Origin of the sequence: Streptomyces sp. NPDC015220, from assembly GCF_043079345.1 — a bacterium.
Taxonomy (GTDB): Bacteria; Actinomycetota; Actinomycetes; order Streptomycetales; family Streptomycetaceae; genus Streptomyces.
Window position 1 is genome coordinate 229,069 of record NZ_JBIBUK010000001.1, and the last position, 16,053, is coordinate 245,121.

At 71.5% G+C, this 16,053-nt stretch carries 12 protein-coding genes and 1 pseudogene; 5 read left to right on the forward strand and 8 right to left on the reverse strand.

Features of this window, described 5'->3' with window-relative positions:
• Positions 1–2: 2 nt before the first annotated feature.
• A complete protein-coding gene (gene dnaE, locus ACF061_RS01375) occupies positions 3–3,542 on the reverse strand; it encodes a DNA polymerase III subunit alpha (RefSeq protein WP_392264718.1) in 3,540 nt (1,179 codons plus the stop codon).
• 268 nt (positions 3,543–3,810) lie between these two features.
• On the opposite strand from dnaE, the gene ACF061_RS01380 reads away from it, so the two are divergent.
• The 4 genes from ACF061_RS01380 to ACF061_RS01395 all read left to right on the forward strand — a co-directional run bounded on the left by ACF061_RS01380 (position 3,811) and on the right by ACF061_RS01395 (position 8,622).
• Complete coding sequence (locus ACF061_RS01380) at positions 3,811–5,139, forward strand: DUF2252 domain-containing protein (protein WP_392264719.1); 1,329 nt, start codon at positions 3,811–3,813, stop codon at positions 5,137–5,139.
• Between the two features lie 69 nt (positions 5,140–5,208).
• Positions 5,209–5,910, forward strand: coding sequence for a hypothetical protein (locus tag ACF061_RS01385; protein WP_392264720.1), 702 nt, complete (start codon positions 5,209–5,211; stop codon positions 5,908–5,910).
• Between the two features lie 80 nt (positions 5,911–5,990).
• Positions 5,991–6,833 carry a thioredoxin domain-containing protein gene (locus tag ACF061_RS01390; RefSeq protein ID WP_392264721.1) on the forward strand — a complete coding sequence of 281 codons (843 nt, stop codon included), beginning with the start codon at positions 5,991–5,993 and terminating at the stop codon, positions 6,831–6,833.
• A gap of 106 nt (positions 6,834–6,939) precedes the next feature.
• Positions 6,940–8,622, forward strand: a complete 1,683-nt coding sequence (locus ACF061_RS01395; protein WP_392264722.1) for an alkaline phosphatase D family protein — start codon at positions 6,940–6,942, stop codon at positions 8,620–8,622.
• Positions 8,623–8,628: 6 nt separating this feature from the next.
• Here ACF061_RS01395 and ACF061_RS01400 read toward each other — a convergent pair whose 3' ends face one another.
• Positions 8,629–9,198, reverse strand: a complete 570-nt coding sequence (locus ACF061_RS01400) for a dienelactone hydrolase family protein (RefSeq protein ID WP_392264723.1) — start codon at positions 9,196–9,198, stop codon at positions 8,629–8,631.
• Between the two features lie 161 nt (positions 9,199–9,359).
• Between ACF061_RS01400 and ACF061_RS01405 the strand changes: the two genes are divergently transcribed.
• Positions 9,360–10,553 carry a mechanosensitive ion channel family protein gene (locus tag ACF061_RS01405; RefSeq protein ID WP_392264724.1) on the forward strand — a complete coding sequence of 398 codons (1,194 nt, stop codon included), beginning with the start codon at positions 9,360–9,362 and terminating at the stop codon, positions 10,551–10,553.
• A gap of 12 nt (positions 10,554–10,565) precedes the next feature.
• Here the strand turns inward: ACF061_RS01405 and ACF061_RS01410 are convergent, their stop codons facing one another.
• The 6 genes and pseudogenes from ACF061_RS01410 to ACF061_RS01435 form a co-directional block, all read right to left on the reverse strand.
• Positions 10,566–11,306, reverse strand: a complete 741-nt coding sequence (locus ACF061_RS01410; protein ID WP_392264725.1) for an SDR family NAD(P)-dependent oxidoreductase — start codon at positions 11,304–11,306, stop codon at positions 10,566–10,568.
• A gap of 70 nt (positions 11,307–11,376) precedes the next feature.
• Positions 11,377–12,963 carry a Na+/H+ antiporter gene (locus ACF061_RS01415; RefSeq protein WP_392264726.1) on the reverse strand — a complete coding sequence of 529 codons (1,587 nt, stop codon included), beginning with the start codon at positions 12,961–12,963 and terminating at the stop codon, positions 11,377–11,379.
• 90 nt (positions 12,964–13,053) lie between these two features.
• Positions 13,054–13,530, reverse strand: coding sequence for a GNAT family N-acetyltransferase (locus ACF061_RS01420; protein ID WP_392264727.1), 477 nt, complete (start codon positions 13,528–13,530; stop codon positions 13,054–13,056).
• The gene (locus ACF061_RS01425) at positions 13,527–14,471 is read right to left on the reverse strand and encodes an RluA family pseudouridine synthase (RefSeq protein WP_392264728.1); all 945 of its coding nucleotides are present in this window, start codon (positions 14,469–14,471) and stop codon (positions 13,527–13,529) included. The genes ACF061_RS01420 and ACF061_RS01425 overlap by 4 nt, the downstream gene beginning before the upstream one ends.
• 63 nt (positions 14,472–14,534) lie before the next feature.
• Positions 14,535–15,239 carry a signal peptidase II gene (gene lspA, locus ACF061_RS01430; protein WP_392264729.1) on the reverse strand — a complete coding sequence of 235 codons (705 nt, stop codon included), beginning with the start codon at positions 15,237–15,239 and terminating at the stop codon, positions 14,535–14,537.
• A 61-nt stretch (positions 15,240–15,300) separates the two neighbouring features.
• Positions 15,301–15,843: pseudogene (locus ACF061_RS01435) on the reverse strand (TraR/DksA family transcriptional regulator); the annotation flags it as partial.
• Positions 15,844–16,053 lie beyond the last annotated feature (210 nt).

A 16,053-nucleotide genomic window follows, 5' to 3' on the forward strand; every position in this document is an offset into this window, starting at 1 on the left:
CCTCAGCCCGCCAGGCAGGACGGGCCGAGCAGGACCTTCAGATCACCGAAGAGCGCGGGGTCGGGCTTGACCCGGTGCCGGTCCAGGCGCAGCACCGTCGTCCTGGACGGGCCCTGGAGCCTGATCCGGACCTCGCTGTCGCCCTTGTGGTGGGTGAGGATCTCGCCGAGGCGGCTGACCATCGGCGGGGTGACCCTGGTCGCCGGAATGGTGAGGACCACGGGCGCGTTGGCGCCCGCGTTCGACAGGTCCGGGACCTGGAGCTCCATGGCGACCAGGCGCGGCACGTCCTCGCGCTTGTCGAGCCGGCCCTTGACGAACACCACGGCGTCCTCGACGAGTTGGGTGGACACCAACTGGTACGTGGCCGGGAAGAACATGCACTCGATGGAGCCGGCCAGGTCCTCGACCGTGGCGATCGCCCAGGCGTTGCCCTGCTTGGTCATCTTGCGCTGGAGGCCGGAGATGATGCCGCCGATGGTGACGACCGCGCCGTCCGCGTGCTCGCCGCCGGTGAGCTGGGAGATGCCGGCGTCGGCCTTGTCGGACAGCACGTGCTCCAGGCCGAAGAGCGGGTGGTCGGAGACGTACAGACCGAGCATCTCGCGCTCCTGGGCGAGCAGATAGGTCTTGTCCCACTCCTCGTCGGTGAACTGCACGTCGAGGCCGAAGCCGGGCTCGTCGCCGGTCTCCTCGCCCATGCCGCCGAAGAGGTCGAACTGGCCCTCGGCCTCCTTGCGCTTGACCGCGACCACGTTGTCGATCATCGGCTCGTACTGCGCGGTGAGGCCCTTGCGGGTGTGCCCCATGGTGTCGAAGGCGCCGGCCTTGATCAGCGACTCGGTGGTGCGCTTGTTGCAGACCACGGCCTCGACCTTGTCGAGGTAGTCGGGGAAGGAGGAGTACTTCCCCTTGGCCTTGCGCGACTTGATGATCGACTCGACGACGTTGGTGCCGACGTTGCGGACGGCGGAGAGGCCGAAGAGGATCACGTCGTCGCCCTGGGCGGCGAAGTTCGACTCGGACTCGTTGACGTTCGGCGGGAGCACCCGGATGCCCATGCGGCGGCACTCGTTGAGGTAGATCGCCGACTTGTCCTTGTCGTCCTTGACGGAGGTCAGCAGGGCCGCCATGTACTCGGCCGGGTGGTTGGCCTTGAGGTAGGCGGTCCAGTACGACACCAGGCCGTACGCCGCCGAGTGCGCCTTGTTGAAGGCGTAGCCGGCGAACGGCACCAGGACGTCCCACAGGGCCTGGATGGCCTCGTCGCTGTAGCCGTTCTTCTTGGCGCCGGCCTGGAAGATGGTGAAGTTCTTCGCCAGTTCGTCGGGCTTCTTCTTGCCCATGACGCGGCGCAGGATGTCGGCCTCGCCGAGCGAGTAGCCGGCGATGATCTGGGCGGCCTTCTGCACCTGCTCCTGGTAGACGATCAGGCCGTAGGTGACGGCCAGGACCTCTTCCAGGGGATCCGCCAGCTCCTTGTGGATCGGGGTGATCTCCTGGAGGCCGTTCTTGCGCAGCGCGTAGTTGGTGTGCGAGTCCATGCCCATCGGGCCCGGGCGGTACAGCGCGGAGACGGCGGAGATGTCCTCGAAGTTGTCGGGCTTCATCAGGCGCAGCAGGGAGCGCATGGGGCCGCCGTCGAACTGGAAGACGCCGAGGGTGTCGCCGCGCTGGAGCAGCTCGAAGGTCGTGGGGTCGTCCAGCGGGAGGCCGAGGAGATCGATGTCGATCCCCTTGTTGGACTTCACCATCTTCACGGCGTCGTCCATGATCGTCAGGTTGCGCAGGCCGAGGAAGTCCATCTTCAGCAGGCCGAGCGACTCGCAGCTCGGGTAGTCCCACTGTGTGATGGTCACGCCGTCGGTGTGCCTGACCCAGACCGGGACGTGCTCGGTGATGGTCTCGCTGGACATGATCACGCCGGCCGCGTGCACGCCCATCTGCCGGACCAGGCCCTCGACGCCCTTGGCGGTGTCGATGACCTTCTTCACGTCCGGCTCGTTCTCGTACATCGAGCGGACCTCGCCGGCCTCGCTGTAGCGCGGGTGCGAGGGGTCGGTGATGCCGTTGAGGTCGATGCCCTTGCCGAGGACGTCGGCGGGCATGGCCTTGGTGATGCGGTCGCCCATCGCGTACGGGTAGCCCAGCACCCGCGCGGAGTCCTTGATGGCGTTCTTCGCCTTGATCTTGCCGTAGGTGCCGATCATGGCGACCTTGTCGGCGCCGTACTTCTCCGTCACGTACCTGATCACCTCGACGCGCCTGCGCTCGTCGAAGTCGATGTCGACGTCGGGCATGGAGACGCGCTCGGGGTTGAGGAACCGCTCGAAGATCAGGCCGTGCGGGATCGGGTCGAGGTCGGTGATGCCCATGGCGTAGGCGACGATCGAACCGGCCGCGGAGCCTCGGCCGGGGCCCACCGCGATGCCGTTGTTCTTGGCCCACATGATGAAGTCGGCGACGACGAGGAAGTAGCCCGGGAACCCCATCTGGATGATGACGTCCATCTCGTACTCGACCTGCTTCTGGCGGTCCTCGGGGATGCCGCCGGGGAAGCGGCGCTCCATGCCGCGGCGGACCTCCTCCTTGAACCAGGTGACCTCGGTGTAGCCCTCGGGGATGTCGAACTTGGGCATCAGGTCGCGCTTCTCGAACATGCCCGTGGTGTCGACCATCTCGGCGACCAGCAGCGTGTTGGCGCAGCCCTCCTGCCAGGCGTCCGAGGAGTCGATGGCGTACATCTCGTCCGTGGACTTCAGGTAGTAGCCGGTGCCGTCGAACTTGAAGCGGTCGGGGTCGGAGAGGTTCTTGCCGGTCTGGATGCACAGCAGCGCGTCGTGGGCGGTCGCCTCGTGCGCGTAGGTGTAGTGCGAGTCGTTGGTGACCAGCGGCGGGATGCCGAGCTTCCGGCCGATCTCCAGCAGGCCCTCGCGGACCCGGTGCTCGATGTCGATGCCGTGGTCCATCAGCTCCAGGAAGTAACGGTCCTTGCCGAAGATGTCCTGGTAGTCGGCGGCGGCCTTCAGCGCCTCGTCGGTCTGGCCGAGGCGCAGCCGGGTCTGCACCTCCCCCGACGGGCAGCCGGTGGAGGCGACGATGCCCTCGGACCACTGCGCGATGGTCTCCTTGTCCATGCGCGGCCACTTCTGGAGCCAGCCCTCGGCGTAGGCGTCCGAGGAGAGGCGGAAGAGGTTGTGCAGGCCCGTGCTGTTCACCGCCCACATCGTCTTGTGGGTGTAACCGCCGGAGCCGGAGACGTCGTCCCGCTTCTGGTGCGGCTGGCCCCACTGGATCTTGCGCTTGTTGCGCCGCGACTCGGGGGCGACGTACGCCTCGATGCCGATGATCGGGGTGACTCCGGCCTTCTTCGCGGAATGGAAGAAGTCGTACGCCCCGTGGAGGTTGCCGTGGTCGGACATGGCGATGTGCGTCATGCCCATCTCGTTGCACGCCTCGAACATGTCCTTCAGCCGCGCGGCACCGTCCAGCAGCGAGTACTGGGTGTGGACGTGCAGGTGCGTGAACGGCGGCTTCGACACGGTTCGGCCTCCTGGGAAAACGTACGGCGCCCGGTGGCGGGCGGTCTGGGGGGACAGCGTCGAAGTCTATGCCCCGGCGCCGACACCCGGCGGCTACCGTGGCGCCGAGCGCCCCGGCGAGGGGCGGGCGGCCGGGCGACGGGCGGCACCACGCCGCGCACCCCCCGCACGGAGCAGACGCGGGCACTTCCCGGCGGCGCCGAGCGTTGGCCCGGGGGAAGATCCGTCCCATACGTCATGTACCACGCGTACCAGGAGGCACCCAGCGATGTCGGTCCCCCAGCTCAGCGGCGAGCAGCGCGGCGAGGAGATCCTCTCCGTCCTCGACACCGCCTTCGGCGAGCTCCTGGCCGCCGACCCGGCCGCGTTCCGGGTGAAGTTCCGGAAGATGGCGGCCTCGGCGTTCGCGTTCTACCGGGGCACGGCCTGCCTCTTCTACCACGACCTGGGCGCCGAGAAGCGCGGCGGCCCGTACCTGGACGAGCGCACCTCGCGCGTGTGGATCCACGGCGACCTGCACGCGGAGAACTTCGGCACGTACATGGATTCGAACGGCCGGCTGGTCTTCAACGTCAACGACTTCGACGAGGCCTACGTCGGCCCGTTCACCTGGGACGTCAAGCGCTTCGCCGCCTCGATCGCCCTGGTCGGGTACGCCAAGGCGCTCAGCGACGACCAGATCACCGAACTGGTGTCGGTGTACGCCGCCGCCTACCGGGAGCGCGTCCACGCCCTGGCCACCGGAGCCAAGAGCGACGAGGTGCCGCCCTTCACCCTGGACACCGCACAGGGTCCGCTGCTGGACGCGCTGCGCGACGCCCGGTCGCTGACCCGGTTCGGGCTGCTGGAGACGATGACGGAGATCCGCGACTTCGAGCGCCGCTTCGCGCCCGGCGGCGGTTCCGTCGAGCTGGACGCCGCCACCCGCTACAAGGTGCTCGCCGCCTTCGACGGCTATCTGGAGACGCTGCCGGAGACCTCGCTGGCCCGCCCGGACTCCTACCGTGTGAAGGACGTCGTCGGACGCCGCGGCATCGGCATCGGCTCGGCCGGGCTGCCGTCGTACAACATCCTCCTGGAGGGCCACAGCGACGCGCTGGAGAACGACGTCGTGATCTACATCAAGCAGGCCCAGACCCCGGCCGTCTCCCGGCACATCACGGACCAGTCGATCCGCGAGTACTTCCGGCACGAGGGCCACCGCACGGTGATCTCCCAGCGTGCCCTCCAGGCGCACGCCGACCCGTGGCTGGGCTGGACCGAGCTGGACGGCGCCGGCCAGCTGGTCGCCGAGGTCTCGCCGTACGCCGTGGACCTGGACTGGGGGGACATCGACGACCCGGAGGAGATCGCGCAGGTCGTCGCGGACCTGGGCCGGGCCACGGCCACGATGCACGCGGCGGCCGACGACGAGAGCGGTCACTCGGAGCTCGTGCCGTTCTCCACCGAGCGGGCCATCGACGCGGCGATCGCGGCCGACGAGGAGGGCTTCGCACCGCTCCTGGTGGACTTCGCCCACGACTACGGCGCACGCGCGCGGGCCGACCACCAGATCTTCCTCGACCTGTTCCGCAACGGCCGGATTCCGGGTCTGTGACGAGACGGCCGCGCACAGGGACCCTTTAAGGACCCCTTACCGGTCCGCGTGACACACTCTCCTCTCGCTATGGACATATCCGGGACCCACCTCAGAGCCGTGCGCGCGGCGCTGTTCACGGCCGTGGTCGTGACGCTCAGCACCGCGTCGCACGTGCTGCTGTCCCGGGTCCCGCTGCCGCTGAACACGGTGACCGCGGTCGCGGCCTCCGTGTTCGCGCTCGCGTACGCGCTGGCCGGCCGCGAGCGCGGCTTCGGGCCGATCGCCGCCCTGCTGATCCCCATGGAACTGGCCGCCGACACGGTCCTCACCACCGGCCAGCACCTCTGCTACGGCCCCGCGGGCGGTCCGGTCGCCGGTCCGCTGCGCTCGGTCGGCTGGGACGTGCTGTGCGGCAACCGCCACGACGTCGGGACCCCGCTGGCCCGGATGACCGGAACGGACACCGACCGGCTCGCCCCGCTGCTCGCCCACGCCGATCCGGTGACCGCCTGGCTGCTGCTCGCCGCGCACGTCGGCGTCGGTCTCCTCGCGGCCTGCTGGCTGCGCCGCGGCGAACGGGCCCTGGCCCAGTTGCTGCGCGCGGCGGCCCAGACGGCCTTCACCGCGCTCCGGCCGCTGCTGGTCCCGGTGGGGACCGCCGCGGTCCGCCGGGAACGCCCGGTGCGCCCGGCGGTCCGGCCCGCACCGCGCCACGGCACCGCGCGCACCCGCCTCCTCGTGCACTCCCTGGGACGGCGCGGACCGCCGTGCTCGCCCGCCCTCGCCTGAACCACGGCGACGGCGCGGGCACGACCGGTCCCCCATCATCCCGCGCGGCACGGCCGCGCGCCCCACAGGAGAACACCACCATGAGCAAGCGGAACAGCCAGTCGGCGAAGACGGCGGCCCGGGAGCGGCTGCGCGTGGAGCGCGAGCGCGAGGCCAAGCGGGCCAAGGCGAGGCGGCAGATCGTCGTCGCCTGCTCGGTCGTCGCCGTGCTGGCCGCGGCCGGCGGCATAGGCTGGGCCGTCGTCCAGGCCAACAAGCCGGGCCACTGGGAGGCCGTGAAGGACGAGAAGGTCGTCGCCCCGGCCAACACCACGGGCAAGGACGGCACCACGGTCGTCCTCGGCAAGGACACCGCCAAGAAGACCCTCAAGGTCTACGAGGACCCGCGCTGCCCGGTCTGCGCCCAGTTCGAGCAGACCGTCGGCGCCACCGTGAAGAAGGACATCGACGACGGCAAGTACAAGGTCCAGTTCGTCGGCGGCACGTTCATCGACGGCGACGCGCTCGGCAAGGGCACGATCGGTTCGCGCGGCGAGGGCTCCAAGAACGCGATGAGCGCCCTGGGCGCCGCCCTCGACGTCAGCCCCGAGGCGTTCCTCGAGTACAAGACGGCGCTCTACTCCGCCAAGTGGCACCCGGAGGAGACCACCGACAAGTTCAAGAACGACGACTACCTCATCAAGGTCGCCGACACCGTCCCGGCGCTCAAGAGCAGCGCCAAGTTCCGGACCGCGGTGGAGAACGGCACCTACGACGCCTGGGCGCTGGCGATGTCGAAGAGCTGGGACACCAACAAGGACGGTGTGACCGGCACCCCGAGCTTCGTCATGGACGGCAAGGTCCTCACCACGCCGGGCTCCCAGAACCCGCCGATGACGGTGGACCAGTACAACTCGGTGGTCGACGCGGCGCTCAAGGGCTGACGCCCCGCGGCCACGCGCGCCGCGGCCCCGACCCGTGCTGAAGAGCGGGCGAACTTTTGCCGGTTCGCCCGCTCTTCGCGTCTACTGATCAGTAATCTGATCGCCCGTGACCAGTCGATACAGAGCAACCAAGGACGCCGGCTCGCGATCCGAGCCCGCCGACTCCCTTTCCCCGCGCCGCCGTACGGTCGTCAAGGCCGCGGCGGCCACGGCCGTGCTGGCCGCTCCGCTCGCCGCGGCACTGCCCGCGCGGGCCGCGGCCGAAGCGCCCGCGTTCCTGCACGGCGTCGCCTCCGGCGACCCGCTGCCGGACGGCGTCCTGCTGTGGACCCGGGTGACCCCGACCGCGGAGGCGATACCGGGCTCCGGGCTCGGTCCGGACACCGAGGTGAGCTGGGTGGTGGCCAGGGACAAGGCGTTCACGGACGTCGTCGCCAAGGGTTCCACCACCGCCACGGCCGCCTCCGACCACACCGTCAAGGCCGACATCCGGGGCCTCGCGCCGGCCACCGACTACTGGTTCCGCTTCTCGGCCGGCGGCGCCGACTCCCCCGTCGCCCGGACCAGGACCGCGCCCGCCCACGACGCCTCCGTCACCGGGCTGCGTTTCGGCGTGGTCTCCTGCGCCAACTGGGAGGCCGGCTACTTCGCGGCCTACCGCCATCTCGCCGCCCGTGGCGACCTGGACGCCTGGCTGCACCTCGGCGACTACATCTACGAGTACGCCTCCGGCGAGTACGGCGCCCGCGGCAAGGTCGTACGGCCGCACGCGCCCGCCGCCGAGATCACCACCCTCGCCGACTACCGCACCCGGCACGCGAAGTACAAGACCGACCCCGACCTCCAGGCGCTGCACCACAAGGCGCCGGTCATCGCGATCTGGGACGACCACGAGTTCGCCGACAACGCCTGGTCGGGCGGCGCGGTCAACCACACCGAGGGCGCCGAGGGGGCCTGGGCCGACCGCAAGACGGCGGCCAAGCAGGCCTACTTCGAGTGGATGCCGGTGCGCCCGGCGATCGCGGGCACCACCTACCGCAGGCTGCGCTTCGGCAAGCTCGCCGACCTGTCCCTGCTCGACCTGCGCTCCTTCCGCTCGCAGCAGGCGTCCACGGCCAGCGGCTCGGTCGACGACCCGGACCGCACGATCACCGGCCGCGCCCAGCTCGACTGGCTCAAGGCCGGGCTGAAGGCGTCCGACACCACCTGGCGGCTGGTCGGCAACTCGGTGATGATCGCGCCGTTCGTCGTCGGCTCGCTCTCCGCGGACCTCCTCAAGCCGCTGGCCAAACTGCTCGGGCTGCCGCAGGAGGGCCTCGCCGTCAACACCGACCAGTGGGACGGCTACACCGACGACCGCCGCGAGCTGCTGGCCCACCTGCGCTCCAACGCCATCCGCAACACGGTCTTCCTGACCGGCGACATCCACATGGCGTGGGCCAACGACGTTCCGGTGGACGCCGGCACGTACCCGCTCTCGGCGTCGGCCGCCACCGAGTTCGTGGTCACCTCGCTGACCTCCGACAACCTCGACGACGTCGTCAAGGTGCCGGAGGGCACCGTCTCGGCGGTCGCCGGGCCGGTGATCCGCGCCGCCAACCGGCACGTCCACTGGGTCGACACCGACCGGCACGGCTACGGCGTGCTGGACATCACCGCCGACCGCGCGCAGATGGACTACTACGTCGTCTCCGACCGCACCCGTGCGGACGCGACCTCCGCCTGGACCCGTTCGTACCGCACGCGCAGCGGCACCCAGCAGGTCGAGCGGGCGTACGACCCGGTGTGACCCCGGCTACAGGGACTCGAGGAAGCCGAGCGCCACCCGCCAGGTGGCCTCGGCGGCCTGCTCGTCGTAGTCCGGCAGGCCGGGGTCGGTGTAGATGTGCCCCGCCCCGGCGTACCGGTAGACCTCCACGTCCGCGCCGATCCGGCCCATCTGGAGGTACCAGGCGCTCAGCCAGTCGTCCGTCTCGAACGGGTCGGGCTCGGCCACGTGCAGCTGGACGGGCAGGTCGTCCACCCGCGCCCCCGGCGCGATGTCCGAGGTGCCGTGCAGGAGCAGCAGGCCGCGGGCCTTGTCGTCGCCGAGGGCGAGGGTCTGCGCGATGGAGGCGCCGAGCGAGAACCCGGCGTACACCAGGCCCCGCTCCGAGTAGGGCGCCGCCGCCAGCACGGCCCGCCTGAGCAGCTCGTCCTTGCCGATGCCGTCCTTGAAGGCCATGCCCTCCTCGACCGATTCGAACGTACGGCCCTCGAAGAGATCCGGTGTCCACACCTCGTGCCCCGCGGCGCGCAGCCGGTCGGCGGCCTCGCGCACGGCGGGCCCGAGGCCATGGGTCGAGTGGAAGAGCATGATGTTCATGAGGCCATGGTGCCAGCCGGGTACGACAGTGCCCCGCCGCGGGCGTACCGGCCGTTCATGTGAAGGTTCCGGGAGAGCCCCGCCACACCGCCCCGGCCCTACCCGCGAACCGGGCGAAGACACATGTTCGTGCCCGGCCGCCCGCGGTTAGGAGCGCAGGCATGGAGAACGTACTGCGACCGCTGATCGTGATCGGCGGCTCCGTCGTCCTCACCCTGGTCGTCGGCTGGGCCACCGACCTGCTGCTGCGCAAGGCGGACGAACGGCACCACGAGACACCGCTGTGGGGACTGCTGCGCCGTGCCCGCGTGCCCTACCAACTCGTCCTGTGCGCCGCCCTGCTGAGGGGCTCCTACGACCAGGCCGAACTGCTTCAGGAGCACCGGGGCGGCATCGGGCGGACTCTGACCCTGGTACTGATCGGGTCGGCCGCCTGGCTGGCCATCCGGATCGCCGCGGCCATAGTGGAGACCTCGTACTCGCGCTACGCCAGCGCCCGCGCCCACCGGGACCCCGCCCGGGTGCGCCGGGTGCGCACCCAGGTCGAGCTGATCATGCGCGTGGTCTCGGCGGTCGTCATCGTCGTGGCCGCCGCCTCGATGCTGCTGACCTTCCCGGCGATGCGGGCGGCCGGCGCCTCGCTGCTGGCCTCGGCCGGCATCCTCGGCATCGTCGCCGGCGTCGCCGCTCAGTCCACGCTGAGCAACATGTTCGCCGGGCTGCAGATCGCCTTCGGCGACATGGTGCGCATCGGCGACACCGTGGTGGTCAACGGCGAGTGGGGCACGGTCGACGAGATCACGCTGACCTTCCTGACGGTACGGACCTGGGACGAGCGCCGGATCACCATGCCGGTCTCGTACTTCACGTCCAACCCGTTCGAGAACTGGTCGCGCGGCACCCCGCAGATGACCGGCACCGTCTTCTGGCACCTCGACCACTCCGCGCCCCTGGAGGCGATGCGCGAGAAGCTGCGCGACATCCTGCGCGAGTGCCCGGCGTGGGACGGCCGCGCCTACAACCTCCAGATCACGGACACCACGCCGAACACCATCCAGGTGAGGGCGCTGGTGACGGCGAAGGACTCCGACGACATCTGGACGGTCCGGGTCGCGGTGCGCGAGGAGATGATCCGCTGGCTGTCCGAGCACCACCCGTCGGCCCTGCCCCGTGTCAACACCGCCGAGGCGGTACCGCCGCGGGGCCGCCGTCCGGACGGCCGCGTCCCGTCCCGCGACGGCGCCGCGGGGCAGTCGCCCGGCACGTCGCGGGACGGGTCCTCCGGCGGGTCCGGCGTTGCCTTCGACAAGTCCTTCGACAAGTCCTTCGGCACTTCGGGGCCGGGGCGCGGCTGAGCCGCCGAGCGCTCAGCAGCCGCGCTCGGCTCCGCCGTTGACCTGGACGATCTGCGAGGTGACGTGGCCGGCGGCCGGGGAGGCCAGCCAGTGCAGGGTGGCGGCCACGTCGCCGGGCGTGCCGGCCCGGCCGGTGGAGGTCTCCGCGATCAGCCGCTCCCGGCGGGCCGCGTCCATGGCGTCGCCGAAGAAGTCGGTGTCCTCGATGTAGCCGGGGGCGACCACGTTCACCGTGATCCCGCGCGGGCCCAGCTGACGGGCCAGGTCGTGGGCGTACGGGTGCAGCGCGGCCTTGGCGGCGGCGTAGGCGCCGCTGCCGGACCCCCGGTAGGCGGCGATGGAGCTGAGGAACAGCACGCGCCCGCCGGGCTCGGCGAGCCGGTCCTTCAGGGCCTCGGTGAGGAGCACGGCGGTCAGCGTGTTGATGCGGAAGTTGACCGTCCAGTTGTCGGCGACGAGGTCGAGCGGATCGTCCCGCTCCACCCGGGGTTCGAGTTGGCCGGATCCGCCGGCGCTGTGGACCAGCACGTCCACGGCGCCCAGCTCGTCGGCCACGAACCGGGCCACTCCCCGCACACCGTCGACGTCGCCGACGTCGGCGGCGTAGGTGAGCGCGCCCGGCACCTCCGCCTTGCGCAGCACCTCCTCCCGCCGCCCCAGCAGCAGGACCCGGTCCCCCTCCGCCGCGAACACCTGCGCGGCGGCCAGCCCGATCCCGGTGCCGCCGCCACTGATCACCACGTTGCGAGTCATGATCCGAGCCTAGGGCCGCACGCGGACACGGCAACCGAATTCAAGACACAAGCCGCGAAAGATCACAAGGTCACCGCAGGCTGCGCACGTCGAGATGGCGCAGCACCCGGTCCACGATCTCCGGGTCGGCCCCGGGCTCGCTGCGCGCCGCCAGCACCTCGTGCCGGGCCGCGCTCAGCATCTCGGCCTGGATCCGGCGCACCCGCTTGTAGCGCCGCACCCGGTTCTCCTGCGCCTCCCGGCGCTCCTCGTCACCGATCCGCGGGCTGATCCGCACGCCGATGTCGAAGGCCCGCCGTGCCATCTGCTCGGACAGCTCCTCCGGCAGCTCCTCGACCGACTCGATCTCCCGCAGCCGCCGCTTGGCCGCCCGCGCCGCCCGCACCGCGAGCTGCTTCTCGAACTCCTTCTCCCGCTCGGTGTCGGCCCGCACGCCCAGCCGCTTCACCAGCCAGGGCAGGGTGAGCCCCTGGACGACGAGCGTCACCATGATGACCCCGAACGCGATGAACACGATCTCGTCCCGGTCGGGGAACGGCGCGCCGCTGTCCGTCTTCAGCGGGATGGCGAGCGCCAGCGCCACCGAGGCCACACCGCGCATCCCGGACCACCACATGACGACGGTCTCCCGCCAGCTGGTCGGGATGTCCTCGTCGTAGTCCCGTAGCGCGTGCAGCCGTTTGGTCAGCCAGGTCGCCGGCAGCAGCCACAGCAGCCGTACGAACACCACCACGCCCACCACCACACCCGCCCAGCCGAGCAGCTCGCCCCACCGGCCGGCAGCGGTCCGCAGGGCGTTGTGCAGCTCCAGCCCGATCAGGCCGAAGGCGACGCCGGTGACGAGGGTGTCGACGACGTCCCAGACGGTGTGCCCGGCCAGCCGGGACATCACGTCGTCGGCGTCGGCCGCGTACTCGGCCAGGAACAGCGCGGTGGTCAGCACGGCGAGGACGCCGGAGCCGTGCAGCTCCTCCGCCAGGACGTACGACGCGAACGGCACCAGCAGGGTGAAACCGATCTGCAGGGTGGCGTCGCCCAGGAGGCTCAGCAGCTTGTTCGCGCCCCAGCCGAGGGCCACCCCGATCGCCACGGCGACCACCGCGGACAGCACCAGGTCGAGGCCGGCCTGCCAGACGGAGAACTCCCCGCTGACCACGGCGGCGATGGCGACGTGGTAGAGCACGATCGCCGTGACGTCGTTGAACAGCCCCTCGCCCTCGAGGATCGACACCAGGCGGCGGGGCAGCCCCAGTTGCCCGGCGACGGCGGTCGCCGCGACCGGGTCGGGCGGGGCGACCAGCGCGCCGAGCGCCACGGCGGCGGCGAGCGACAGCCCCGGCACGATGGTGTGGGCGACGGCGGCGACACAGAGGGTGGTGAGGAACACCAGTGCCACGGCCAGCAGGAAGATCGGCCGTTTGTTCGCCGTGAACTGCCGCCAGGAGGTCCGCCGGACCGCGGCGTAGAGCAGCGGCGGCAGCAGCGCGGGCAGGATCAGCTCGGGCGGGATGTCGACGTTCGGCACGAAGTCCAGGACCGCGAGGACGATCCCGAGGAGCGTCATCAGCACCGGCGCGGGCAGCCCGAGCCGGTCCCCGACCGGGACGCTGATCACGGCCCCGAGCAGTACGACGAACAGCAGGGCCAACTGATCCACGGTCAGCGCTCCGGGAGGTCGGACGATCACACGGCAGACTTCAAGCCTGCCATGCCGCTCTTCGCTCCCGTCGCTTCGGGCCTCCGGCGGCTACAACGCGCGCCGCATCGCCCGGTGCGGGATCCCGGCGTCCGGGAACCCGGGGCCGTACGCCTCGTAGCCCAGCCGCTCGTAGAAGCCCAGGGCGTGCGTCTGCGCGTGCAGATCGACCGCCGTCAGTCCGCGCGCGCGTGCCGCCTCCTCGATGGCACGCACCAGGGCCACTCCCACGCCCAGCCCGCGGGCCTCCTTGGCGACGGCGAGCCGCCCCAGGGAGCCGGTCGCCGGGTCGCCACCGGTCCTGTCCGCGGCGGCCTCCCCGTGCAGCAGCCGGCCGGTGCCCAGCGGTGTGCCGTCCGCCCGGACGGCCAGGACGTGCACGGCGACCGGGTCGAGGGCGTCGTACTCGATCTCCTCGGGAACGCCCTGCTCGACGACGAAGACCTCCCTGCGCACCGCGAAGCACGCCTCCCGGTCGGCCGGGTCCTCGGCGACGCGCACCTCGTAGGACCCGCTCGGCGCGCTCATGCGTAGGTCTCCTCGCGGACCTGGTCCAGGGCCCTTCGCAGGTCCTCGGGATAGTCGCTGGTGAACTCCACCCACTGCCCGTCGCCGGGGTGCTCGAAGCCGAGCCGCACGGCGTGCAGCCACTGGCGGGTGATGCGCAGCCGCTTGGCGAGGGTGGGGTCGGCGCCGTAGGTCAGGTCGCCGACGCAGGGATGGCGGTGGGCGGCCATGTGGACGCGGATCTGGTGGGTGCGGCCGGTCTCCAGCTTCACGTCCAGCAGGGAGGCCGCGCGGAAGGCCTCGATGAGGTCGTAGTGCGTGACGGACGGCTTGCCGTCGGCGGTGACCGCCCACTTGTAGTCGTGGTTCGGGTGCCGTCCGATGGGCGCGTCGATGGTGCCGCTGGTCGGGTCGGGGTGGCCCTGGACCAGGGTGTGGTAGCGCTTGTCGACCGTGCGCTCCTTGAACTGGCGCTTGAGCGACGTGTACGCGTACTCGGACTTGGCGACCACCATCAGGCCCGAGGTGCCGACGTCCAGCCGGTGCACGATGCCCTGGCGCTCGGCGGCGCCGGAGGTCGAGATCCGGTAACCGGCGGCGGCCAGCCCGCCGATGACGGTGGGGCCGGTCCAGCCGGGGCTGGGGTGCGCCGCGACGCCGACCGGCTTGACGATCACCACGACGTCGTCGTCGTCGTGCACGATCTCCATGCCCTCGACCGGCTCGGCGACGACCCGCACGGGCGCGGGCGCCTGCGGCATCTCGACCTCCAGCCAGGCGCCGCCGCGCACCCGCTCGGACTTGCCGACCGCCGTGCCGTCGACCAGCACCTTGCCCGCGGCGGCCAGCTCGGCCGCCTTGGTGCGGGAGAAGCCGAACATGCGGGAGATGGCGGCGTCGACGCGCTCGCCCTCCAGGCCGTCGGGCACGGGCAGGGTACGGATCTCGGGAAGCGTGCTCACCCGTCGAGTATGCCGGACGCCGCCGACGGCCCGGACCGGAGCCTGTGGACGACCGCCGGCCGGTCAGTCCTTGTGGACGGTTCCGTCCGGGTCCAGGCCGCGGAAGGAGAGCAGCACGATGAGGATGCCGCCGCAGACGATCGCCGAGTCGGCGAGGTTGAAGACCGCGAAGTGCCTGGGCGAGATGAAGTCGACGACCGCGCCGCGGAAGACGCCCGGAGCGCGGAAGATCCGGTCGGTGAGGTTGCCCAGCGCGCCGCCCAGCAGCAGACCGAGGGCGATCGCCCAGGGCAGGCTGTAGAGCTTGCGGGCGAGCCTGGCGATCACCACGATCACACCGGCGGCGATCACCGTGAAGATCACCGTGTAGGCCTCGCCGAAACTGAAGGCGGCGCCCGAGTTGCGGATCGCCTCGAGCTGCAGCCAGTCCCCGAGGATCCGCACCGGCGCGTGGTGCTCCAGCTTGGCGACCACGATCAGCTTGCTGATCAGGTCCAGGGCGTACGCGAACGCCGCGACCGAGAAGAGCACGGCGATCCGGCGCCCGCCGCGGGGGCGCTCGGCGCTCGCGGGGCCCTCGGACCCGCCCGCGCCGGAGACCGCCCCGGCCTCGCCGGACGCGCCCGCCGGGGCGTCCGACCCGGCCGTCGTGCCGTCGGCGCCGGACGGCTCGCCCGGCGCCGTGTTCCCGCCGGGCCGCTGCTGCCCGGGCCGCCGCGCGTCCGGGGTGTCGTCCGGCGTACCGATGATGCGCTCCGCCTCTGCCACGTGAGTCCCTCGACCTAGGTACCTGACTGGGGACGAGAGTACGGCACGCCCCGGGCCCGGTTCAGTACCGGCGTTCCTGCTTCTGCTTGCACTCCACGCACAGGGTGGCCCGCGGGAAGGCCTGCATCCGGGCCTTGCCGATGGGGTCGCCGCAGTTCTCGCACAGGCCGTAGGTGCCGGCGTCCAGCCGGTCCAGGGCGCGCTCGGTCTGGACGAGCATCTCGCGCGCGTTGGCGGCGAGCGCCAGCTCGTGCTCGCGCGTGATGTTCTTGGTGCCGGTGTCCGCCTGGTCGTCGCCCGCGCCGTCACCGGAGTCCCGCATCAGGCCCGCCAGCGACTCCTCCGACGAGCTGATCTCGGTGCGCAGCCGCTCCGCCTCGGACTGCAGCTCCGCGCGGGCCTGAGCGACCTCGTCCGGGGTCCACGGGTCCTCGCCCGGGCGGACCGCGAGGTCGCCCGGCTCCGCCGCCGCGCCGCCGCGTGCCTTGGGGACGGCGGTCTTGTCCGCCGTGGCCGTTCCAGGAGTCTTCTTCGCAACCACCGTCGTGGCTCCCGTCTGCTTCGCGGCCCGAGCCGCGCCCGCCTTCTTGCCCGTGCTCTTCCTGCCCACACCCGCCCCCGCCGCACCCTCCGGCCGGGCCGCGTCCGAGGGCGCCCCCTTCGCGGCGCCTCTCCCGGCCCGGCCCCCCGCGTCGGAGGCGCTCCCGGCGCGGGCGTCCCGTCCGGGGCCGCCCGACCCGGGCGCGCCGCGACCGGACACCCTCCGGCCGGACACCCGCGCCCCCGGCGTGTCCGGGCCGGGAGCGTCCGGCTC